The sequence below is a fragment of the Shinella sp. WSD5-1 genome (assembly GCF_963942435.1).
Lineage (GTDB): Bacteria > Pseudomonadota > Alphaproteobacteria > Rhizobiales > Rhizobiaceae > Shinella > Shinella yambaruensis.
The window spans coordinates 52,246-74,759 of sequence record NZ_OZ012607.1 but is presented as its reverse complement, the minus strand read 5'-3'; the positions used below and the strand labels follow the sequence as shown (position 1 = coordinate 74,759).

General features: G+C 61.6%; 24 protein-coding genes. 17 read left to right on the top strand and 7 right to left on the bottom strand.

Going from position 1 to position 22,514, the window contains the following annotated elements; all coding sequences use genetic code 11:
• Positions 1 to 349 precede the first annotated feature (349 nt).
• From traI to AABQ55_RS37205, 13 genes are all read left to right on the top strand, one after another.
• Positions 350 to 976 (top strand): acyl-homoserine-lactone synthase TraI, encoded by a 627-nt coding sequence (gene traI / locus AABQ55_RS37265; RefSeq protein ID WP_064334786.1) that lies wholly within the window; start codon positions 350 to 352, stop codon positions 974 to 976.
• A 3-nt stretch (positions 977 to 979) separates the two neighbouring features.
• Entirely contained in the window at positions 980 to 1,951 is a 972-nt protein-coding gene (gene trbB, locus AABQ55_RS37260; protein WP_064334785.1) for a P-type conjugative transfer ATPase TrbB, read from the top strand.
• On the top strand, positions 1,941 to 2,327 hold the full coding sequence (locus tag AABQ55_RS37255; RefSeq protein WP_064334784.1) for a TrbC/VirB2 family protein: 387 nt from the start codon (positions 1,941 to 1,943) through the stop codon (positions 2,325 to 2,327). The genes trbB and AABQ55_RS37255 overlap by 11 nt, the downstream gene beginning before the upstream one ends.
• The gene (locus AABQ55_RS37250; RefSeq protein ID WP_064334783.1) at positions 2,320 to 2,619 is read left to right on the top strand and encodes a conjugal transfer protein TrbD; all 300 of its coding nucleotides are present in this window, start codon (positions 2,320 to 2,322) and stop codon (positions 2,617 to 2,619) included. The genes AABQ55_RS37255 and AABQ55_RS37250 overlap by 8 nt, the downstream gene beginning before the upstream one ends.
• Before the next feature lie 10 nt (positions 2,620 to 2,629).
• A complete protein-coding gene (locus tag AABQ55_RS37245) occupies positions 2,630 to 5,083 on the top strand; it encodes a conjugal transfer protein TrbE (protein ID WP_064334782.1) in 2,454 nt (817 codons plus the stop codon).
• Positions 5,055 to 5,858 (top strand): P-type conjugative transfer protein TrbJ, encoded by an 804-nt coding sequence (trbJ, locus tag AABQ55_RS37240; protein WP_064334781.1) that lies wholly within the window; start codon positions 5,055 to 5,057, stop codon positions 5,856 to 5,858. Before AABQ55_RS37245 ends, trbJ begins: the two co-directional genes overlap by 29 nt.
• A complete protein-coding gene (trbK, locus tag AABQ55_RS37235) occupies positions 5,855 to 6,061 on the top strand; it encodes an entry exclusion protein TrbK (protein WP_064334780.1) in 207 nt (68 codons plus the stop codon). Before trbJ ends, trbK begins: the two co-directional genes overlap by 4 nt.
• A complete protein-coding gene (trbL, locus tag AABQ55_RS37230; protein ID WP_064334779.1) occupies positions 6,055 to 7,236 on the top strand; it encodes a P-type conjugative transfer protein TrbL in 1,182 nt (393 codons plus the stop codon). Before trbK ends, trbL begins: the two co-directional genes overlap by 7 nt.
• A 17-nt stretch (positions 7,237 to 7,253) precedes the next feature.
• The gene (locus AABQ55_RS37225) at positions 7,254 to 7,916 is read left to right on the top strand and encodes a conjugal transfer protein TrbF (protein ID WP_064334778.1); all 663 of its coding nucleotides are present in this window, start codon (positions 7,254 to 7,256) and stop codon (positions 7,914 to 7,916) included.
• 16 nt (positions 7,917 to 7,932) lie between these two features.
• On the top strand, positions 7,933 to 8,745 hold the full coding sequence (gene trbG / locus AABQ55_RS37220) for a P-type conjugative transfer protein TrbG (RefSeq protein ID WP_064334777.1): 813 nt from the start codon (positions 7,933 to 7,935) through the stop codon (positions 8,743 to 8,745).
• Positions 8,746 to 8,747: 2 nt separating this feature from the next.
• Complete coding sequence (gene trbH, locus AABQ55_RS37215) at positions 8,748 to 9,185, top strand: conjugal transfer protein TrbH (protein ID WP_064334776.1); 438 nt, start codon at positions 8,748 to 8,750, stop codon at positions 9,183 to 9,185.
• 10 nt (positions 9,186 to 9,195) lie between these two features.
• Positions 9,196 to 10,500, top strand: a complete 1,305-nt coding sequence (gene trbI / locus AABQ55_RS37210; protein ID WP_064334775.1) for an IncP-type conjugal transfer protein TrbI — start codon at positions 9,196 to 9,198, stop codon at positions 10,498 to 10,500.
• A 203-nt stretch (positions 10,501 to 10,703) separates the two neighbouring features.
• Positions 10,704 to 11,405 carry an autoinducer binding domain-containing protein gene (locus tag AABQ55_RS37205; RefSeq protein ID WP_084438747.1) on the top strand — a complete coding sequence of 234 codons (702 nt, stop codon included), beginning with the start codon at positions 10,704 to 10,706 and terminating at the stop codon, positions 11,403 to 11,405.
• A gap of 3 nt (positions 11,406 to 11,408) precedes the next feature.
• Here the strand turns inward: AABQ55_RS37205 and AABQ55_RS37200 are convergent, their stop codons facing one another.
• Positions 11,409 to 11,723 (bottom strand): transcriptional repressor TraM, encoded by a 315-nt coding sequence (locus tag AABQ55_RS37200; RefSeq protein WP_145926151.1) that lies wholly within the window; start codon positions 11,721 to 11,723, stop codon positions 11,409 to 11,411.
• A gap of 292 nt (positions 11,724 to 12,015) precedes the next feature.
• Between AABQ55_RS37200 and AABQ55_RS37195 the strand changes: the two genes are divergently transcribed.
• The gene (locus AABQ55_RS37195) at positions 12,016 to 12,372 is read left to right on the top strand and encodes a type II toxin-antitoxin system VapB family antitoxin (RefSeq protein ID WP_242224990.1); all 357 of its coding nucleotides are present in this window, start codon (positions 12,016 to 12,018) and stop codon (positions 12,370 to 12,372) included.
• Positions 12,369 to 12,767, top strand: a complete 399-nt coding sequence (locus tag AABQ55_RS37190; protein ID WP_064334773.1) for a type II toxin-antitoxin system VapC family toxin — start codon at positions 12,369 to 12,371, stop codon at positions 12,765 to 12,767. The genes AABQ55_RS37195 and AABQ55_RS37190 overlap by 4 nt, the downstream gene beginning before the upstream one ends.
• A gap of 191 nt (positions 12,768 to 12,958) precedes the next feature.
• On the opposite strand, the gene AABQ55_RS37185 is transcribed toward AABQ55_RS37190, so the two are convergent.
• Together AABQ55_RS37185 and AABQ55_RS37180 are read right to left on the bottom strand one after the other, a co-directional pair.
• Positions 12,959 to 13,393 (bottom strand): hypothetical protein, encoded by a 435-nt coding sequence (locus tag AABQ55_RS37185; RefSeq protein ID WP_064334772.1) that lies wholly within the window; start codon positions 13,391 to 13,393, stop codon positions 12,959 to 12,961.
• 396 nt (positions 13,394 to 13,789) lie between these two features.
• Positions 13,790 to 14,566 carry a hypothetical protein gene (locus AABQ55_RS37180; protein WP_242224988.1) on the bottom strand — a complete coding sequence of 259 codons (777 nt, stop codon included), beginning with the start codon at positions 14,564 to 14,566 and terminating at the stop codon, positions 13,790 to 13,792.
• 250 nt (positions 14,567 to 14,816) lie between these two features.
• Here AABQ55_RS37180 and AABQ55_RS37175 point away from each other — a divergent pair, with 250 nt between their 5' ends.
• On the top strand, positions 14,817 to 15,920 hold the full coding sequence (locus tag AABQ55_RS37175) for an SEC-C domain-containing protein (RefSeq protein WP_245337566.1): 1,104 nt from the start codon (positions 14,817 to 14,819) through the stop codon (positions 15,918 to 15,920).
• A gap of 88 nt (positions 15,921 to 16,008) precedes the next feature.
• Here AABQ55_RS37175 and AABQ55_RS37170 read toward each other — a convergent pair whose 3' ends face one another.
• The 4 genes from AABQ55_RS37170 to traA are packed head-to-tail and all read right to left on the bottom strand — an operon-like array spanning position 16,009 to position 21,959.
• Positions 16,009 to 16,647 (bottom strand): TraH family protein, encoded by a 639-nt coding sequence (locus AABQ55_RS37170; protein WP_064334771.1) that lies wholly within the window; start codon positions 16,645 to 16,647, stop codon positions 16,009 to 16,011.
• Between the two features lie 14 nt (positions 16,648 to 16,661).
• On the bottom strand, positions 16,662 to 17,825 hold the full coding sequence (locus AABQ55_RS37165) for a conjugal transfer protein TraB (RefSeq protein ID WP_064334770.1): 1,164 nt from the start codon (positions 17,823 to 17,825) through the stop codon (positions 16,662 to 16,664).
• Complete coding sequence (gene traF, locus AABQ55_RS37160) at positions 17,815 to 18,333, bottom strand: conjugative transfer signal peptidase TraF (RefSeq protein WP_245337565.1); 519 nt, start codon at positions 18,331 to 18,333, stop codon at positions 17,815 to 17,817. The genes AABQ55_RS37165 and traF overlap by 11 nt, the downstream gene beginning before the upstream one ends.
• 44 nt (positions 18,334 to 18,377) lie before the next feature.
• A complete protein-coding gene (traA, locus tag AABQ55_RS37155) occupies positions 18,378 to 21,959 on the bottom strand; it encodes a Ti-type conjugative transfer relaxase TraA (RefSeq protein WP_064334768.1) in 3,582 nt (1,193 codons plus the stop codon).
• Between the two features lie 255 nt (positions 21,960 to 22,214).
• Here traA and traC point away from each other — a divergent pair, with 255 nt between their 5' ends.
• Positions 22,215 to 22,511, top strand: coding sequence for a conjugal transfer protein TraC (gene traC, locus AABQ55_RS37150; RefSeq protein ID WP_064334767.1), 297 nt, complete (start codon positions 22,215 to 22,217; stop codon positions 22,509 to 22,511).
• The last annotated feature ends 3 nt before the right edge of the window (positions 22,512 to 22,514 follow it).

Sequence of the window (22,514 nt, the reverse complement as noted above, 5' to 3'; positions counted from 1 at the left end):
TTGAGAATAACGCTTTTCTCACCACGAATGCCGAGAAAGCGTGATTAGTATGGGCGATTCTCCAGTGGCCGCAAGGCGTTTTTGGTTAACGAAAGGTTAACGCCAAATGCCAGAAATTGTCGGCTAAATAAATTTCACAAGCGAATATAGTCACTTAAGGGACAACCACGCGACGGCACGCCGACGCGCTACTAACACTTTTGTTAGTAAAAATAGCTGAAAAAGGTGACCCAGCACCTGCCGATGCCCATCTCGGCACCAGAATCACCACTAACACTTCTGCGAGTAGATCTCCGCGCCGATTGGCAGCAAACCACCCTGCGTCTCAAACGCCAGGGAGATTTGTTCGATGCGAGTCACTGCTATTGCGAAGGCCCGAACCGCCTCAGAAATGAAGATCCTCGACGACATGCACCGTCTCAGGGCGCGCATTTTCCAGGGTCGCCTGTCCTGGAATGTCCGCTGCACCGACGGCCGCGAGTATGACGAGTTCGATGATCTGGCGCCGACCTACATCATCGCGCTCTCCAACCGCGATGCGGTCATAGGCTGCGCGCGTCTCCTGCCCGCGGTCGGAACGACGATGCTTGGTGCCGTCTTTCCGCAGCTTCTCAGGCGCGGCCAGCTCCCCGCTCATCCCCGGATGATCGAAAGTTCCCGGTTCTGCGTCGACACCGCATGCGAGGAGGGGAGGGCCGACGGTTCTCTGCATGGCGCGACGCTCACCATGTTCGCCGGCATCGTCGAGTGGTGCCTGACGAATGGCTACAACGAGATCGCGACCGCGACGGACGTGCGCTTCGAGCGCATCCTGAAACGTGCTGGCTGGCCGATGCAGCGTCTCGGCGATCCGAGCATGATCAACGAGACGCGCAGCGTCGCCGGGATCCTCCCCGCCGATGCCGCGAGCTTCAAGCGTTTGCGCCCTGCCGGTTATCACTCGGCGATCCCCACCCTCGGTAAGAAGGCGGCTTGAGCGATGACGTCCCATCACCACCACTCGCTTCCCCGCCTGATCTCCAAGCTGGAAAACGCGCTCGGCGACCATCTCTGCATCGCTCTCGATGATCCGAGTGTCGTCGAAATCATGCTCAACCCGGATGGAAAGCTCTTCATCGAGCGCCTCGGCCACGGCATCGCCGCCGCCGGCGAGATGACGCGCGCTGCCGCCGAGACGGTCATCGGGAGTGTTGCGCATGTCCTGAAATCGGAAGTGGACGAGGACAACCCTATTGTCTCGGGCGAGCTTCCCATCGGTGGGCACCGTTTCGAGGGGCTATTGCCGCCGGTGGTGGTGGGACCATCCTTCACCATCCGCCGGCGCGCATCGCAGCTCATCCCACTGGATGACTACATCCGGTCGAAGACCATGACGCCGATGCAGGCGTCGGTGATCCGGAATGCCGTCGAGTCGAAGCTCAACATCGTGGTGGCGGGCGGAACCGGCTCGGGCAAGACGACGCTGACGAACGCGATCCTTGCGGAGATCGTCGAGCATGCGCCCGAAGATCGGCTCGTCATTCTCGAAGACACGGCCGAGATTCAATGCGCGGCGGTGAACGCCGTGTGCCTGCACACCAGCGATACCGTCGATATGTCGCGTTTGCTGAAGAGCACAATGCGCCTCCGACCGGATCGCATCATCGTCGGCGAGGTGCGTGACGGCGCGGCGCTGACATTGCTGAAGGCGTGGAACACCGGACATCCGGGCGGCATCGCCACGATACACGCTAATTCGGCGCGTTCGGCGCTGCAACGCCTGGAGCAGCTCACGGCCGAAGCCAGCCAGCAGCCGATGCAAGCCGTCATCGGCGATGCGGTCGACCTCATCATCTTCATCGAGCGCGTCCCGAAAGGCAGGCGCGTGACGGAAATCCTTCATGTCAGCCGCTTCGCCGGCGGCCAATACCACACCGAACCATATGCAGAGGAAGAGCGCGATGCAGCGTAACCGGAACCCCTTTACCCTTGGCTGCTTCATCGCAATCGGCGCGATGGTGCTCGCTACGCCGGCACTTGCCGGCTCCGGCGGCGGTGGCCTGCCCTGGGAGGGACCGCTCGAACAGATTCAGGAATCGATCACTGGACCTGTCGCCGGCTATATCGCTCTCGCCGCGGTCGCCATCGCCGGAGGTATGCTGATCTTCGGCGGCGAGTTGAACGATTTCGCGCGGCGGCTGGTGTACGTCGTCCTCGTTGCCGGCCTTCTTCTCGGGGCGACACAGATCGTCGGCCTGTTCGGAGCGACCGGCGCCTCGATCGGACCAATCGAGGCTTGTTTGGACGTGAGCCCGGTTTCCGGAGGAGGGGAGGGGGCTCATGGCTGAGTCCTTTTCCGGCCTGCAGCGCAATCGCATTCATCGCGCCCTGTCCCGGCCGAACCTTCTGATGGGTGCGGACCGGGAGCTGGTGCTGATCACCGGGCTCGCGGCCGTCATCCTGATTTTCGTCGTCCTGACGGTCTATTCGGCGCTGTTCGGCATCGCCGTCTGGGTCGTCATCGTCGGAATCCTGCGCATGATGGCCAAGGCTGACCCGATGATGCGGAAGGTCTATATCCGCCATGTCTCCTACAGGCACACCTACAAGGCGACGACCTCGCCCTGGCGCCGGTACTAGGGAGGAGATGATGGTTGCTCTCCGCCGCTTCCGCGCCACCGGCCCATCCTTCGCGGATCTCGTTCCCTACGCCGGCCTAGTCGACAATGGGGTGCTCCTCCTGAAGGATGGCAGCCTCATGGCCGGCTGGTACTTTGCAGGTCCGGACGCCGAAAGCGCGACGGATCTCGAACGCAACGAGCTGTCGCGCCAGATCAACGCCATCCTGTCGCGGCTCGGCACGGGTTGGATGATCCAGGTCGAGGCCGTTCGCATCCCGACCGTCGACTACCCGTCACAGACCCGCTGCTTCTTCCCGGACCCAGTCACCCGCGCCATCGATGCAGAACGCCGCGCGCATTTCGAGCGGGAGCAAGGGCATTTCGAGAGCCGCCATGCACTCGTGCTGACTTATCGTCCGCTCGAATCGAAGAAGAGCGCGCTTAGCAAATACGTCTATTCGGATGAAGAGAGCCGCAAGAAATCCTATGCGGACACGGTCCTCTTCATCTTCAAGAACGCGATTCGGGAGATCGAGCAATATCTCGGCAACACTCTTTCGATCCGGCGCATGGAGACGCGCGAGACCGTCGAGCGGGGAGGGGAGCGCGTCGCGCGATATGACGAGTTGCTCCAGTTCGTGCGCTTCTGCATCACCGGCGAGAACCATCCGATCCGTCTACCGGATGTGCCGATGTATCTCGACTGGATCGCAACGGCCGAACTTCAACACGGCCTGACCCCGAAAGTCGAAAACACATTCCTCGGCGTCGTCGCGATCGACGGCCTGCCGGCCGAGAGCTGGCCGGGCATCCTCAACAGCCTTGACCTGATGCCGCTGACCTATCGCTGGTCGTCGCGTTTCATTTTCCTCGATGCAGAGGAGGCGCGCCAAAAGCTCGAGCGGACCAGGAAGAAGTGGCAGCAGAAGGTCCGTCCGTTCTTCGACCAGCTATTTCAGACGCAAAGCCGGTCAGTCGACCAGGATGCGCTGACCATGGTGGCCGAGACCGAGGACGCGATCGCACAGGCATCGTCCCAGCTGGTCGCCTATGGCTACTATACGCCGGTCGTGATCCTCTTCGATCATGACCGCGAAGCGCTTCAGGAGAAGGCCGAAGCGATCCGCCGTCTCGTGCAGGCCGAGGGCTTCGGCGCCCGCATCGAGGGCCTTAACGCCACCGACGCCTATCTCGGCAGCCTGCCGGGCAACTGGTTCTGCAATGTCCGCGAGCCGCTGATCAATACCAGCAATCTCGCGGACCTCGTCCCGCTCAACTCGGTCTGGTCCGGAAGCCCGGTGGCGCCTTGCCCGTTCTATCAGGAAGGCTCGCCGCCGTTGATGCAGGTTGCCAGCGGTTCCACACCGTTCCGCCTCAATCTCCATGTCGACGACGTCGGGCACACGCTGATCTTCGGCCCGACCGGCTCCGGCAAGTCAACCTTGCTCGCGCTGATCGCGGCGCAGTTCCGCCGCTACGAGCGCGCGCAAATCTTCGCGTTCGACAAGGGCAATTCACTCTATCCGCTGACGCTTGCCGCCGGGGGCGATCATTACGAGATCGGGGGCGACGCTGAGGAGGGGAGGGCGCTCGCGTTCTGCCCGCTCTCGGACCTCGCGACGGACGGAGACCGGGCCTGGGCAAGCGAGTGGATCGAAACGCTCGTCGCCCTGCAAGGCGTGACGATCACACCGGACCACCGCAATGCGATTTCGCGACAGATCGGGCTGATGGCCAATGCTCCCGGCCGCTCACTCTCCGACTTCGTGTCGGGCGTTCAGATGCGGGAGATCAAGGATGCTCTGCACCACTACACGGTGGACGGACCGATGGGGCAACTCCTCGATGCCGAGCGGGACGGGCTTACGCTCGGTGGGTTCCAGTGCTTCGAGATCGAGCAGCTCATGAATATGGGCGAACGCAGCCTGGTCCCGGTGCTGACTTATCTCTTCCGCCGCATCGAGAAGCGTCTCGATGGTGCGCCGAGCCTTATTGTTCTGGACGAAGCATGGCTGATGCTCGGCCATCCGGTCTTCCGGTCAAAGATCCGCGAATGGCTCAAGGTGCTGCGCAAGGCCAACTGCGCCGTGGTCCTGGCCACGCAGTCGATCTCGGACGCGGAGCGTTCCGGCATCATCGATGTGCTGAAGGAATCCTGCCCAACCAAGATCTGCTTGCCGAACGGCGCGGCGCGCGAGCCGGGCACGCGGGAATTCTACGAGCGGATCGGCTTCAACGAGCGGCAGATCGAAATCGTCTCCACCGCCATCCCGAAGCGCGAATACTACGTCGCCACCCCGGACGGCCGCAGGCTGTTCGATATGTCGCTCGGACCTGTCGCGCTGAGTTTCGTCGGCGCCTCCGGCAAGGATGACCTGAAGCGTATCCGCGCCCTGAAATCCGAGCATGGCCAGGAATGGCCGGCCCATTGGCTTCAATCGAGAGGAGTTTCCGATGCCATCGACGTCCCCAGCAAAACGTAAGCTCGCCCGCGCGCTCGTCGCCGCCGCAATCACCTTCGGCACAGCCACACCGGCGCTTTCCGGCGCGGCCACCGGCGAGGCGACGGAGTTGACCCAGCTCGCCAACAACGCGGAACTGATCAAGCTGCTGGAAAGCTCGGGCGTGCAGGTCGAGAACCAGCTGACGCAGATCAGCCAGCTCGCCGAGCAGATCCAGAACCAGTTGAAGATGTACGACAACATGCTGCAGAACACCGCGCAGCTTCCGGACCACATCTGGGGACAGGTGGAGCAGGATCTAGGACAGCTCCGCGATGTCGTCAGGCAGGGGGAGGGCATCGCCTTCTCGATGGGCAATGCCGACGACGTCCTCCAGCAGCGTTTCAAGAGCTATGCCGACCTGAAGGACAATCTCCCGAACAAGGAAAGCTTCGCCACGGCCTACCAGAACTGGTCCGACACGAACCGCGGCACCATCGCCGGCACGCTCAGTGCTGCCAGCCTGACCGCCGACCAGTTCGACAGCGAGGAAAGCACGATGAAGGAGCTGCGCGGCATGTCCGAGAGCGCCGACGGCCAGATGAAGGCCCTGCAGGTCGGCCATCAGATCGCGGCGCAGCAGGTCGATCAGATGCAGAAGCTGCGTGGCCTCGTTTCCCAGCAGATGACGATGATGGGCACCTGGCTTCAGACCGAGCAGTCCGACAAGGATCTCGCGCAGGTACGACGTGACCGGTTCTTCAACGCCGAGGTCAAGTCCATTCCAGAAGGTCAGAAGATGGAGCCGCGCTGGTGAACCGGTCCCTCGTCATATTCATCGGCTCTGTGGCGGCGGCCGCAGCTCTATCGGTCGCAGCTACGGTTCTCATCCTCAAGACCGGCGACACGAGCAAGCCAGCGATGTCGGAGGAGCAGCGGGCCGCACGCGAAAAATTCTTCGGTTCCGGCAAGGAATTGCCGCCGATCGAAAAAGGGCAGGAGATGCGTCCGCGATGGTGAAAGCCGATCTTGAGCGCACCGCCGTCATCACGGCCCTGTTGTGCTTCGCGCTTGCCGCGCCGGCCTTTGCACAACAGGGCCAGGTGCTGACCGAGCTGGAAAACCAGGTCTCATCGGCTGCAAAGGGGTGGGAGACCACGATCATGGATGCGGCGCGATCCCTGTTCTGGATCTTGGCCGGAATCGAGATTGGCATCGCCGCGGTGTGGCTCGCGATCCAGGCGGCGTCGCTCGACAGCTGGTTTGCCGAACTGGTCCGCCGCATCATGTTCATTGGCTTCTTCGCGTTCGTTCTCGATCAGGGACCGACGTTCGCGCGCGCTGTTGTGGACAGCCTTTTCCAGATTGGCTCCGGCGGTGGCTCGGCCTCGCCGGCGGAAGTGTTCGACGCCGGCATCCGGGTTGCATCGCAGATGTCGCAGCAGGCCCAATTCGGTGTCTTCGAAGACAATGCGCTCGCGATCGCCGCTGTGCTTGCCATGGGCATCGTCGTCATCTGCTTCTCGCTGGTGGCGGCGATCTTCGTCAGCGTCATGGTGGAAATGTATGTCGGCCTGCTCGCCGGCATGATCATGCTGGGTCTTGGCGGGTCATCGTTCACGAAGGACTTCGCCATTCGCTATCTCGTCTACGCCTTCGGGGTCGGGATGAAGCTGATGGCGCTCGTGATGATCTCGCGGATCGGCTCGGAGGTTCTCATCGGATTGGCGCAGGCGCCAACCGCCGAGAGCGATCAGTTCATCACGACGCTCGCGATCGCGGGCATTTCGGTCGTGGTGTTCATCATCGCAATGTACGTGCCGAACATCATGCAGGGCGTCGTGCAGGGCGCCTCGGTGACGGGAGGAATGGAAACCATCCGCCACGGAGGGCAGGCCGCGTCCTTCGCCGCCGGTGCAGGATTCCTCGCAGCCGGTGCGGCTGGCGCAGGCTTTGCGGCGGCCCAGGCCGCCCGCGCCGCAGGCTCGTCCATCGCCGGCGCAGCAGCTCGTGGCGTCGGCGCTGGTATCGGTTCGGGCGCGAAAGCTGCCGGCTCGGCCGCCAAGGAAAAGGCGATTGGTTCGCCTGGCGCCTATGCCGGCTCGATCCTCGGCCTTGCGAACGCCAAGCTCGACGAGAAACGTGGCGGCAGCAGCGGCACAAAACCGTTCCCCGAACGCAACGACAAACCATAAGAAGAAGAGATTGATCGATGGCAGCAGATCGCGCCCCTGAAAACCCTTATCTCGCCGCGCGTCAGGAATGGTCCGAGCGATACGGCTCCTACGTCCAGTCGGCGCGGGCCTGGCGCATCGTCGGCATTCTCGGCCTGACCATGGCCGTGATCGGCTTCAGCTATGCCATGTATCTGAGCACTCAGGTCAAGTTGGTGCCCTATATCGTCGAGGTCGACAAACTCGGCACCTCCGTCACGGTCGGCTTTCCCGAGCAGATCGAATACGCCGATGCCCGCGTCGTGCGCGCGACGCTCGGCAACTTCGTGACCAGCTTCCGATCCATCACGCCGGATGCCGTCGTGCAGAAGCAATATATCGACCGGACCTATGCGCTGCTTCGGACATCCGACCCCTCGACCCAGAAGATCAATTCCTGGTTTCGGGGAAACTCGCCGTTCGAGAAAGCGAAGACCTCGACGGTCGCGATCGAGGTCAACAACATCGTGGCGCTCTCCAACCAGACCTATCAGGTCGACTGGACGGAATATGAGCGCGACCGGAAGGGCAAGGAAACCGGAACACGGCGTTTCCGCGGCATTGCCACGGTCTCGCTAACGGCGCCCCAGGACGAGTCGACCATCCGGCTCAACCCCATCGGTCTCTACGTCCAAGACTTCGACTGGACAGCACAGCTTTAAGGGCAGGGAACATCAAATGCACAGATCAGGATCGATCGCGGCCGCCGGCTGCATGGCCGCACTCGTGTTCGCCTCCGGCGCACTCGCGCAAAACATGACGACGAACGAGGTGAGGGGAACCAACATTTCGGGCAAATGGCGTGGAACGCCCGGTCTCGTCGCCAAGGGCGCGGATGGCAAGGTCATCTTCCTCTACGGGGAAACCCAGCCGTCGGTCGTCTGCTCCCCGCTTCAGGTCTGCGACATCGAATTGCAAGGTGGCGAGATCGTGCGCGACGTCCTTGTGGGCGACACTGTGCGGTGGAAGGTCGAGCCAGCCACCTCGGGCGCAGCTGGGGGACAGGCGATCCACCTGATCGTGAAACCTTCGGAAGCCGGGCTTGTCACGTCGATGGTCATCACGACGTCGCGGCGGACCTATCACATGCAGCTCAAGTCCCATCCGAGCCAGTACATGGCCCGTGTCGGTTTTGAGTATCCGGAGGACGTCTCCACGAAGCTTGCGGACATCAATGCCCGGCTGGAGACGGGCGGCATCCCTGGCACCGCGCCCGACAAGCTGAACTTCTCCTACTCTGTCAGCGGCAGCGCGGCATGGAAGCCGAAGCGGGTCTATTCGGACGGCACGAAGACCTACATCCAGTTCCCCCGTTCGATCGGTGGGCAAGACGCGCCGGTGCTGTTCGTCGTCAGCGGCGGCCAGAACCGGATCGTCAACTACAGAATGAAGAATGACATGATGATCGTCGACTATGCGGTCGACAAGGCGATCCTCGTTTCCGGGGTCGGCTGGCGACAGCAGAAGATCACCATCCGGCGGGGAGGATAACGATGAAGCGATTGCTTCCCCTCATTCTCGCCGCCGGCCTGCTCTCCGCCTGCCAGACGGCCGACGACGGCCTCTCAACCAACTCGGCGCCGGCCGTCATCTCAGGTCCTGCCGCCAGCGCCATCGCCGGCGATATGGCGAGCCGCCTTGCCGAGCAGATCGGGCCGGCCGGAAGCACGACGCTCAAGATGGACAAGGGCACGTCCGAATTCGCCGTCGCGCTCGAGGCGGCGTTGAAAGGCTGGGGTTTCACCGTCGTCACCGACAGCCAGGTCGAGAAGGGCACAAGACCCATCAAACTCGAATACGGGATCGACAGCATGGACGGACAGGTGCTCGCCCGCCTGTCCACGCCGACAGTCGCGCTCGGCCGCGCCTATGCGGCGACTCCGGGCGGCGCCACGCCGGCGAGCCCGCTTTCGATCATGCAGCGGAACTGAGGAGAAGATCATGGTTCAGTCGCTTCAGCTCGGAACGGCCACTCAGGACGACGACCAAAAGGGCATGCGTCGTCTCAATCGGTTGCCGATCGTCGCGGCGATCATCTTCATCGTGCTGTTCATTGGCGTGGTGGTGATCGGCCTCTCCTGGCGCGGCCTGCCTTTCGGGCGCAACAACGATCTCGACAGCGCCTCGAACACATCGGCCTCGACCTATGGCGACAAGCTCAAGCAAGGCGTATCCGACGGGATTATCGGCGAGCCGGAACAGCGCGAGGTTTTCCAGCCGACGCCTGCGGCCGAACGGCAGGCGGAGGAGAAAAGCGTTCCTGCGGAGTTGCCTCGTCGGACCGAACGGGAAGAGCGTCGGCCGAAGCTGGAATCGCGGGAGGAGTGGCTGGCGCGCCTGGAGCGCGAGCAGGAAGAGCAATATATCCGTGAGAAGTATCGCCAGAGTATGGCACGCTTGCAGGCCCGCGCCGGTGCGCTGGACTCGCCGGTGAAGGTCGACATCTCCGATCTCGGACGCACCAGCACCGATACGGCCACAACAAATGGGCAGCGGCTGGCCACTGCGCCGAGCGGCACATCCGACCTCTACGCGGCGGCGATGAAGTCCGGGCTGCTTGGGCAGAACGTCGACCAGAACGGCCAGACTTCGAAGGAAGAATTCTTCAATCAGGACATCAAGGATCTTGGCTATTTGCCCAACCGCGTCGTTCCACAATTCTCGCCCTACGAGCTGAAACGCGGCTCGGTCATACCCGCGACGCTTATCACCGGCCTGAACTCGGACCTACCCGGACGCATCACCGCGCAGGTCAGCCAGAATGTCTATGACAGCGCCACGGGCTACCGGCTTCTCGTTCCGCAGGGCGCCAAGCTGTTCGGGCGCTACGACTCGAAGGTGTCCTTTGGCCAAAGCCGCGTTCTCGTCGTGTGGACCGACCTGATCTTCCCGAACGGCTCAACGCTGCAAATCGGCGGTATGGCCGGCACGGACGCGGAAGGCTATGGCGGGTTCAAGGACAAGGTGGATCGCCACCTCTGGCGGACATTCGGCTCGGCCGCGCTCGTCGCGATCATCGGGACCGGGATCGATATGTCCTTGCCCGAGAGTTCGACGCTCGCGACGCAGGACACCGCGTCAGATGCAGCAAGGCGCAACTTCGCGGAATCCTTCGGCCGCGTGGCGGAGCAGACGATTTCGAAGAACCTCAACGTGCAGCCGACCATCCGCATCCGTCCCGGCTATAAGTTCAACGTCCTCGTCGATCAGGACATTATCTTTCCCGCCGCTTACGCATCGCGATAGTACGGAAACTGCACACATTCCATACAGTTCGTGAGGTTTGCGTAACCTTCAACCCTGCCGCAACGAAAGCGTCATGGAAATGTCTTCTTTTTTCGCCTATCGATTTCTAACGCCCGCAAGTTGTTGTAGCATCCGCTAATCGCGACACGCGCGTACTAGCCGCACCAGCTTTGTTGCGGCGTTTCGAGCGATGGAGGTATCGATTGAATCAGTGGTTCGTGCGGCTCACCGAGCAGATGTCGCTTGCGCATGATGATGCCGCGGTGGCGGATGTCCTCCAGAAGATGACCAGCGATGCGGGTTTCAGCTACTTCGCCTATCTCAACCTGCAGGCGGAGACCCAGACCGCGATCTCGACCTATCCCAAAGAATGGCAGGTACGGTACTTCGAGAAGAAGTTTGCACACATTGATCCGGTGGTGCTCAACGCGAAATCCCGCCCTGAAGCATTTGCCTGGTCGAATACGGTGACGCCGGGAATGACCAAGGAGCGCCGCGCGTTCTACGGCGAGGCGTCGGAGTTCGGTATCCGCTCCGGTATCTCCGTTCCGATCAACACGGGCTTCGGTCGCATGGCGATGCTGACTTTGGCATCGGATGAACCGAATGCAGGGGAGGGGCTCGACTTCAGCCCGGTCATGGCCGCCGCTTCATTTGGCCAGGTGCATTCGCGAATGGAAGTCATGCGCGTGCGCCCGACGCGTGTCACCCGCATTCGGATGAAAGCGAACGAGTTGACCTGCCTTCGCTGGTGCTCGGAGGGTAAGACGGCGAGGGACATCGCCGACATTGAGAACACGACCTATGGCAACGTCCGCTTCTTCATTCGCAATGCGAAAAACGCGCTCGGCGTAACGTCGTTGGCCCAAGCGACGGCTTTAGCCAAGGAACTCGGCCTGATCTAACCTTCAGTGAGGCTTTTTCGTCAGCGTCTCGGGTATGTATCCAAGAATGTCAAGAAGCGTCGAAACGACCGTCTGTTGCGCATGGACGGCGATCATCGCCGAGATAAAGGCACGGTTGGTGTCGACGCCCGCGCCCGACGGTTGCGATTCCAGGATCGTCTCGAGTCGTATCGCCTCGTCGCGCAGACGGCGGTGCTTTTCCAGTTCCTCAATGACGAACTGCTCGATCTCCTGTGGCTCCAAGCCATTCATGAGGCCGATCAGCGGCCGCAGCACTAACTTGTTTCCCGACACGGTATCATCGTCAGACACATCCACCACATTCACCCACAAAATGGCGTCCGCGGTGCGTCCCCGCCAACTATCCCTTGACCCCAGACCGGGGGTTAGAAAACCGAACACAGTCGGCCCCTGAGACCTTTAGCGACGAGCGCCTGGACATGCGTCACAGGCCCCCGGCCAAATAGCCAGAGGATCCGATATCGTTTCGGCCGATATCCGCCGCTGTGTTCGAGGTTTCTAAGCCTCGAGGCGGTACGGTGCCGCCTTGGAGTTTGTATAGAAAATCTGCTCGCCCAGCGCCAGTCCCGTTTCGGGACTGTCTGGTAACATGGTTTCCAACCGATCGGCCGGGACCTCGCTCGTCGATGGGTTGCCGCATCTGTATTTTCGTCGAAAAATGAACTATATGTGGCTGATCCATTTGAGAGAGACGATGCTGCACCTCACACACGACACCGAACAGCTTGCCCGCAAGGTTGCGGCTCGCGCTGGCCGCAGGCCTGAAGACCTCATTCGCGCTGCGCTCGAGCGCGAAGCGAGAGAACTCGGCGTGTACACTGACCAACCAGCACGGCGCCGGATGACCGTTGAACAGATGATGGCTGTGGGAAAAAAGGTATCTTCGCTGCCACTGCTTGATCCGCGCTCTCCGAAAGAAATTCTGGATGATCTGAACGAGCAATGATCGTCGTCGATTCTTCTGCAGTGATCGCCATTCTCGAAAACGAGGATGATGCAATCGTTTTTGCCCGAGCGATCCAACAGGCCGACAATCTTACGATGTCAGCGGTCAATGCGCACGAATGCGCCGTGGTTCTCCGCGGCCGGCGCGGTCCCGAAGGGGAGCAGATCGCATGGACGTTCTTGGCTGACAACGACGTTAGTATCTCGTCATTCGATGAGATCCAGGCCCGTGGAGCATCCGAGGCGTTCGGAAGATACGGAAAGGGTATTGATCCGAGGGCCAGGCTGAATCTAGCTGACTGCGCCGCCTATACGCTTGCAAAAAGCCTGTCAGCGCCTCTGCTGTTCAAAGGGGAAGACTTCATCCATACGGATGTAACCGTCGCCGTTCGATAAAAAGCAAACTGCTGAATCAAGTGGTTCGAGCGGGATTTGCTTGGCGTATAGATACTCTGAATTTCGGTTGGGATGCGGACTGACATGTTTCGGGCGTCTATGCCACGGAGGCTGTCTTTTACCGGGCCAACGAGCTTCGGCGGTGAAACCAATGCCGCGTGTCAACTTTAGGACAGCCAATCGCATGGCAATTAGTGTCTATCCCCATTGCCGAATCCAGCCTTCTGCTGAAGGCGTTCGTAAATAGTGATAAACGTCAGGAGTGCCCCGAGCCAAGCTACCGGGTAGCCCAGTGCTCGGCTGAGTCCTCGCCAAACAAAACTTCGATTATAGTCCTCAACATCAATGTTTCGGGCGTTCCGCTCGACATTGCGCGATTGTCGTGCCTGCAGTTCCGCGATTGTTCCGGCCGGCATACCGCCGGAATTGCTCATGAAATCATCGAAATTGTCGTACTGCTGAACGGTAAAATTCGGTTCATAGTCTTCATACTGCTTTGGAGAAAACAAGACGATCTCGAAAATCAGTACATAGAGAATCCAGACAACAGAGCCGGCGATCGAAAGCATCCAAAACTGCCTCTCCACCTTGCTCCAAGACTGCGAACCATACAGCATCTTCTCCATGCCATTATCCTCAGAAAGCCTTTCGCTCTAGGGTGCAATACCATCAGGATTACGATGCCGCTTCAAGGGGGGGGCGGCACGCACAAATCAATACCTGCTTTTAAAGAGGTAGACTGGAGCAGGATCGGGCGACGCAAATCTGAAGTCAGCTTTTCCCGCATTGACACCCGAAGCCTGCCTGTCCAGTTCCAACCCAACCCGACGTGAGGTTTCGAGTGGTGACATGCGCACATCGAACGGCGACAATGAAGGTCGCACGCTGCCCGGCCACTTCGAGGCGGGTAACCGACCGTCTGCTTTCGGGCGGCTTTTTGCGAAAGCGGACTATTGATCTGGCATGATGGGTCAGGAGTGGGCGGCTAACTGTAGGCTGCGAGCTATCGAAATCCGGTCAGGTCAATCATTCGCCTCCTTTTCGGCGTTTTCGGGCGTCTCCAATTTCATCAGCCCGCTGTCGATCAGGATCTTCTTCGCGATCACTAACAGCTTCAACTCGTCCTCATGAAACTCCTCGCCTGTGAGGCCACGGTGAACCTCGTCGGCCAGTTGGGCGATCATGGTGATGTAGCTTACGTGCAGCGCGTAGAGATTCTGCGAAAGGTCCTTGTGGTAGATGGGCAGTAGAGATGGTCCTCGTTTTTCGCCCATCTCCATAATCACGATGTCCTTTAGGAGCTGCGCCTGTGATACGTGGGCCGCGCCGCTCAGGTCGCCGTAGACCTGCCCCATGTTCTTGAGGACGCCGATCGTCGCGAATGGTGTTTTAGCGTCCTTGCGGCGCCCAGCAGAATACTCCTCCACGGCGGCAACGATTTCATGCTCCTGACGCAGCAACGTCGCTGCCTGCGGATAGAGACCCTCGACGATGGCGGTCTCAACGAATTGGATGCCCTGCACGAAATGGGCGATCAATGTCATTTGGCCGTGGATGTCTACCCTGTCCTCAGGGATGGACTTACCAGCAATGCGGGACAGGAAGTTCACCAACGCACTGATCGCCGAAGCGTGCGCCTGACTTATATCGGGGAAGAGCTTCTCGGCCTTGAACTTCTTGCGGTTTTTCTCGCACTGCTCCATGACCATGCCGCCATAGATGGTCACGGGACCCAGCGTCTTCTCGCCAATGTTTCCCATCTTCGCCATCCAGTCGCTGCCGAATTTCCAGTCGCTCATAGCTGCTCCTTTTCGATAGAGCCTAGCCCACTGCGCCGACGTTCGGCACGCATGCCATTCGCAACCGACTCACGTGTCCGGCCTCGGCCCAAACCACAGATACTCATTCATCGACTTCCTCAAGTTACGCTCTATAACAAGGCGGCCTCTCGACGCTATCGATACCGACAGCTATATCTGGGGAATGGTTCCGCATCCGTCACTCAGCGCACCGAAGATAAGGCCCGATCTCATTCGGCCCGTCGAGACGATGGGCCCTTACGATTTATGCTGGTGCCGCTCGGGAAAGAAATACAAGTGGTGCCATTTTCGGCGCGAACAGCAGAAGCCGATCAACATCTTTGAAATCGAAGCAGGAATGATCGCCGAGTTCCGCGACGGCTACTGCTCTCATCCAGATCCCGTGGCTGATCCTTGCAGCGCGACGATGACCAAGGCCCATACCGTGCAGAAGAAAGGCGGCCTCGCCGCGATCGCCGAAGTAGGCCACGTCCTCACCGTGAAGCCTACGATGAAGGAGATGATCGAAACCGAAGGCAACCCACAGCCGCGCAAAATCGGCGTCAACAACGCATCGGTCTTTCCCGGCTTCTGCAGCCGGCACGACACGACGCTCTTTAAGCCGATCGAGGGCAAGTCGCTGGCCCTAACTAAGGACACCGCCTTCCTCTTTTCTTACCGCGCCATAGCCTATGAGCGCTTTGCGAAGGAAGCGCAGCTCCGAAGCACTGACATCCAGCGCGAGGCTGACCGCGGCCATCCATTCTGGAAACAGGCCGCGATTCAAATGCACCTGGCGACTGTCATCGCCGGGATCAGGATTGGCATGCGTGATATGGACCTTTGGAAAGATCAGTTCGACGCACGCCTGCTGTCCGGCGCGCGCGATGACTTCCACTTCGTTGCCGTTCGTTTCGACCAGGTTCTACCTGTCGTCGCGTGTGGCGCCCTTCATCCGGAATTTGACTTCCAGGGCAAACCACTCCAACAGCTCGGCCGGGACGGCGTAGACTTCGACCATATCACGCTGACGGTGACCACGTTCGAGGCGCAGACGATCCTAGTGTTCGGCTGGATCGGTTCCGAGGACGGTCCGGCCAAGGCACTTGCCGAGTCGTTTGTTGCGCTCGACGATACTCGGAAGGCCGATGCATTGGTTCGGCTCTTGTTCATCCACACGGACAATCTTTTTCTTCGGCCGAGTTGGTGGGAGGCGCTGCCTGAGACCGATAGGCGGACGTTAAACGAAATGACGCGGAGCGGCACGACCATGCGGATGCGTACCGGCGACGAGATGGCCAATGACGCGACTTCGTTGCTCTCCGCATTGGTTATTGAGGTCGTCAGCGGCTGACCCGCTTTTACAGAAAGCCATAGCCGTTGGCAGCGGCAGCTTTTGGAGCCGCGGCGACGGCTGGTAAATGTCCCCACAGGTGTCGAAATCAGCCGCCGTTGATCCGCGACAGATCTACCCGAATTCCAGCGTTCCCGGTATCCGCCTCGTCCGCTGGCGCGCTCGGCGTTGCGCCCTCAAGCGAGTCATCCTCATCGCCGTCCTGTTGAGGTCCACTTGTCTGATGTTCCTCGTCCTGCTTACTCTCGGCCGGCATATTCCAGCTCGTCCCTGGCTCCTCCGCCTGAAACACGCTCACTCCCTCGAATTCCCCGGTCTTCCAAGAGAAGACGGCATCCTCGAATATCTGGGGGAGCACGTCCTTGCTGGTCGGGTTTCCATACCATTTCGCAACAATCCGCAGGATCTTGGCGAACATCTTCGTGCCCATGCGCAGGTTTTCGCAGGCGTCAACGACATCTGGCTTCAGCTCGGCGGCATCCTTCACGCCGACACCTGCAGGGAACTGCGTCAGCCCCACACGAACGACAGCCCGGCCGACATGCTCGCGGACGATCGCCATGGCTTCGTCCGGCGTCGTCGGCTTCGGCACGAGAATGAGCCTCCCGCCCGACTTCACGGTGATGGCGAGCGGATCGGGCGCTCCGGCGGTCTCGACGAATTGCCGGACGATCGCAGGTGTCAGGGAAGGATCGGCGCATTTTTCGATCAGGGCAGCATCCAGCATGGAGGGCTCCAGGGTCAGATATTGAAGGAGAGCACGAGAGGCGTGGCGAAGAGAGCCGCCCAGGCCGTAGCGCTGGCGCGCTGGATCCCGACGATGGAACTGCCCTCGGTCCACCAGCCGTTGCCGACGGCGACGGCGACATCGGGCGCGTGGGCCATCGACTGCAGAATGGGCCAGACGATGAGCTGCTCGTAGCAGATGAGCGGCGCGACCCTCGTCGGTCCGACCACGACGACGGGATTGGCGAAGAGATGGGCGCGCGCGCCACCATTCATGCCGAACCAGGGCCGCCATGGCTGCCACATCGAACCGGGGACAGGCATACGCTCGCGATAGAGGACACGGCCGCCGTCGCCGTCGATTGCAACGAGAACGTTATCGTAGCCGCCGGCGTCGACCACGGCCGCGCCGGCGACGATCGTGGCGTCACCGGCTCTCACGGCGCGTTCCCAAAGTCGGGCGACCGTCGGCGTCCAGAAACCGAGCGCGCTCTCCGGCAACACGATCACCCGCGCGCCGGCCTTGGCCACTGCCCGCGTCGTGGCAATCAGGTCACGCTGACGGGAAAGTCCGGTATCCCGCCCCAATGATGCACCCATGGCGAGATCGACGCCGCGCCACGATTCAGGTACTTTCGGATCGGTCCAGAAAACGGCGGACCAAAGCCAAGAGGCTGACAAGACGACAGCGACAGCCGGCCCCCTTCGGGAAGCGAGGCCCAGGAGACCGGCTGAAGCTGCGACGAGCCCAAGCCATCCCCATCCCGGAAAGAGGACACCCGCGGCGGTGATCGGATGCGCCCAGCCGGTGATGCCGAAAGGCGGGATCGCCATCAGGATCGCAGCGAGGACATAGCGGATCGGGCGCCAGGTTCCGGACCGCGACCATAGCGCGGCATGGACGGCCGCGAAGCCGGCCGCCGGCACGAACCAGAGCGCGACGCCCGGCCAGATATCCGACGCATAGAATGTGGCGACCCCAAGCGGCAGACCTCTGGACGCCGCCAGGAAATATCCAAGGGAGACCAGCACCGCCGTCGTGCGGTTTGGCGCCATCGACCAGAGCATTGGAAAGGCAAGCGCCACCGGCAACAGGAGCACATGCCCGCTCCATGCGATCCAGCCGGTGGCCACACCAGCGAGAATGAGGATTCCGGCGCGAGCAGCATCAGGGCGCATAGGTCAGCACCTCCTCAGCGAGGCCGAGAATGCCGGCGGCGGGGATCGAACCGAAGTAGCGCGAATCCCATGAAGCCTTGAACGGGGAATAAAGAAACACCTGGCCCGCCGGTACGATTCCCCCGGCATCGCCATGGAGCGGACGCCCTCTCCCGTCCGCCGGCACGATGGTTGTTTGCGGAATGTGCAACCCGTCGATCCGAACATCGGCTCCGATCTCGATGCGCTGCCCTTCGCTGGCGATGACCATCTTGATCAGCGGCGCGTCGCCCGTCGGACAGACACCGCTGCGCAGATAGCCGCGCACCCGCGCCTCGGAAAACGCCACGGTCTCCGGCGGGCAGATGAAGATAAGATCACCGACCGCTGGAGGACGCTTGAGCGGACGAATGCGCCAGATCCCAAGCGGCTCGCTCGCCGTCATGTTGAGCCGATAGCCGGCCGCCGCACCGGCGACGAGCACGGTAATGGCAACGACCAGGCCGGTGGCGATGACGATCACCACCATCCATTGCTGGCGCGCTCGGTACGCGGTGCGAGATCGGGCATCGGTCATTTGAGCGACAGGCCTTTCGCCTGGGTCTGGCGCAACGCCTCTGCCTGCTTGATGCCGACGACCACGCGTTCATGCGCAGCGAGCTGCTGCACCGCCCGCATTGAATTCCACGCCGTTTGCACCTCCGCCTTCTGCGGATCGGTCATGCCGCGCGTGACCGTTTTGAACGCCTCGCCGCCGGCCTCCTTCGCCGACACGCCGAGAAAGGTTCGCTCGCCGAACCGCTCTGTCACCGCCTTGGCGAAACCTTCCAATTCCGCCTTCACCATCTTGTCGGCAAGCGCATATTCGAGACCGGCCGGAAGATCGTTCCGGTCGATGGCGTCGCGTATCCGCTCGAGCGTCTGCTTCGCATTGGGCGACAGCGCCGGGATATCGACCGAGACCTTGATGCGCGCAGCGCGCTCCTCGGTCTCATGCTTGCGCTCGGCCTCGGCCCGACCGCGCAGATATCGTTCCAGATTGCGGGCGAGCGCAGGCGCGTTGACGAGGGCGGTATCGCGCTCCTGCTTGTCGGCGCGGCTGGCGAACATGCCCGTCTTGCCCTTGAGCGTGCCGAAGGTCTCCGGCTCGGCCGAGATCTTCGCTATCGTCGCGGTGGCGCGCGCCTGATCCTTTATCATCGCATCAACATTGATCGCCGCGAATGCCGCCTCCGGCTGCGCATAGACCATTTGGAAACGCGTGGAGACATCTTTCCACTGCTGCTTCAGCGCCGGATCGTTGGAGAGTTTGTCCTCGACGCTCTGCTCGAGCGATTTGGCGAATGTGGTAATGCCGGCAACCATGGGTCTTGCCTCCTTGACGATGGTCGGAACGGATTGTTTGTCGCTGCCGCGGGCAAGGCCGAGTGCCGCGCCGACAGCTTTCAGCCTTGCGGCGAGATCGACGAGCTTCTGCTTTTGCCGAACGGTCCAGGCGAGCCGGTCGCGGGAAATGGTCCGAGCGACATTCATGAGGTGCATGCCGCGCGCTTCGGCGAAACGGAGGGCGGCGCGATAGGAGGATGCACCCTCATAGTCGAGTGTCGTTTCCTTGGACGCATCGCGGGAAAGGCGTTCCTTCAGCCGCTCCATCGCCAGTTCCTTGACCGGCACGATCTTCCACGTGTTGCGCTTGGCCATCGTGCCATCGGGCAGTCTCACCGACTCCGAGCCCTCGTGGCGAAGACCGATCCGGTCGCCGACATGTGCATCCGCTTCATCAATCGCGCGGGCGAGATCGACGCCCCAGATCGTGCGCTCCTGTCCGTCACCATAGGTGAGCGTGACGAAGTAGCTGTCGCGGTTTCCGGGCTTGTGTTCGTAGGGCGCCTCACCGTGATCGACGAGAACACCACCACGCCGGTTGGTGAACTCTTCCATGCCGACGTAGAGTTCGGCCGCCTCGCGGTGGCGCGTCATCGCGACATAGGTCAGATGACGATCAAGCGTGTTGGAGGCGAGAACTTTGACGCGATCGACAGTGGCGCCCTGGGACTTGTGGATCGTGGTGGCATAGCCGTGATCGACGTTACTGTAGAAGCGCTGTTCGACGGTGACCTGCCTGCGGCTGTCTCCCTCGCCAATCTCTGCGACGATACGGCCTGGCGCAGCTTCAACGACCTTGGCCAGCATCCCGTTCTTGACGCCAAGGCTGCCCTCGTTCTTCAGGAAGACGATCTGGTCGCCGGCGGCGAAACGACGAGCACCGTCCTCGGTCCGGAACACAGAGCCCTCGCCGACAATACCGCGCTCGACAAGCTTGGCGCGGGCCAGCTCGTTCAGTTCGCGGACATCGCGGCGGCGGTGGGCGAGGATGAGCGTGGTCTTCGTCGGATCGAAATCGTAGTTCCAGTTGTCGATCAGTCCCTCGATCGCGTCCTGCCGCGTCCAGCCGGTTTGCACCAGGTCAGCCGCGTCATAGGCGCTCAGCGCGGCCGCCACGTTGCCGCGCGCAAGATCCAGCGACGCATCGCGCATCCATTGCTCACGCTGGCGGTAGATGGTCTCCAGTTCGGCGTATCCGATGCGATCGGCAATAGCGCGAAACGCGGCACCCGCCTCGATCGGCTGGAGCTGATCCGGATCGCCGACAAGCACGAGTTTCGCGCCCGCCTTCGTGACGGCCTCGACGAAGAGTGCAAGCTGGCGAGAAGACACCATGCCTGCCTCGTCCAAGACGAAGACCGTCTTGTCGTCAAGCTGGCTCCGCCCGTCGTTCCAGCGAAGCTCCCACGACGAAAGCGTGCGCGAGACGATCCCGGCTTCGGTCTCCAAGCCCTCGGCCGCCTTGCCCGCCAACGCACCGCCGACGACACGATAGCCGGCCGCCTCCCAGGCTTCGCGCGCCGCCTTCATCATCGTGGTCTTGCCGGCGCCGGCGCGACCGACGACCGCAGCGATCCGATGGCTGCCGGCGACATGGGCGATCGCCGTCTTCTGCTCCTTCGACAGGCGGGAATACCGCGCGAACGTCTCCTGCAGGATTGCGTTTTCGACGCGGTGTGAGGAACGGCCGGCAAGGAAGACCGCCCTGCTGGCCATCTCCGCCTCGGTGCGGATCAGGTCGCGGGTAGTCAGTTTCGCCGGCACCCGCGCGCCACTGGCGAAGTCCACATGCTCACGCTCCAGCCGAACAACGTCAGGGCTTTGCAAAACACGCGCCATCAACGACTGGAAGAGACCAGCGTCATCGACATAGCGATGCAAGATCTTCGCGACGTCGCGCTCGTCGAAGACGCTCTTCTCCCGCGCGATCATATCGATGACGACGGCGGGGCGGTCCTCGATGCGGCGCGCGTTCTCGGCTCGCCGTTCCTCCTGCAGCTCGATGCGTTCCAGCGTGATCGGCTCGGACGCCTCGGCCGACTTCTGCTTGATGGCGTTCGCGCCGACGCCGAGATGGATGGTCGGCTCAAGGGCGATGCCCTGCTTCTCATAGGAGCGGCCATCGACGCGGATGTCGAGACCGGCGAGTGCCAGATGCCGGTTCTGACAGACGAACCAGCCGTCGCGGAAGGCGTTGAAATCCCCGACGCCTCCCGCCCATAGCTCATAGACGATCTTGCCGGAATCGTTGCGCAGCGACTTGCCGTCTGCACCGAGCACCGCGACCTTCTTCGCGCCGAAACCGTCGTCGGTCAGCGGACGCAAGGTAGTCATGAGATGCACATGCGGGTTGCCCGGCGCATCGTGATAGACCCAGTCTGCGACCATTCCCTTGGCGGTGATATGGCTCGCCACGAACTCGCGAACGAGAGCAATGTTCTGATCCGCCGACAGCTCGATCGGCAGGGCCATGGTGACATCCTTGGCGAGCTGCGCATCCGAGCGCTTCTCGAAACCCTCGACAGCGTTCCAGAAAGCCTCCGACGCGGCCGCGACCGAGCGATCGGCGATCATCGACCGCAGCCAGTCCGGAGCGTCCTCCGGAATAACGAATTCCTCATGAAGGAGGCCCTGCTTACGGGTGTAGTCGATGGTCCGCGCCTCGCGCTCGAACTCCATTTTCACGCAGTGCCGGTAGGCCGCCGACAGCACGGCGCTGCGGCCGGAGCCGCGGGCGACGACGCTGACGGAGAAATGAGGGACGGCCACGGCGGAATGCTCTCCCGATTGCAAACGAAATCAACGGGTTCGTCGGGAACGGCAGGCCCGCAAGGGCAGAAAAGCAAGGCGTCGCGTCAGCGACGTATAATTGCGCCCTTGGAAGCCGCTCCTTCGGAACGGCCGGGATGATGCTCAAAGGCGTTGGCTACGCCAACTCGCATTTCTGCGAGTAGATCGGCACGCCGATCTCGGAAATGGTCATGCCGTCAAAGACCTTGAACGGCATGAAAGGACCAGTCGGAGATGAAAAAGCCTTCCTCCAAAATCCGCGAAGAGATCGCCAAGCTCCAGGAGCAGTTGAAGCACGCCGAGACACGCGAGGCCGAACGTATCGGCCGCATTGCGCTCAAGGCCGGTCTTGGCGAGATCGAGATCGACGAGATGGAGCTTCAGGCGGCATTCGAAGAACTGACGAAGCGGTTTCGCGGAGGTAAGGCTGCTGCAAGCGGAGGGAAGAAAGTCGGTGAGGGAGGCAGCGGTGCGGCAACGACCGCGCCGGACACACCTGGCGCGGCTGCGGGCTGCGCTGGCGAGGCTTGAGCG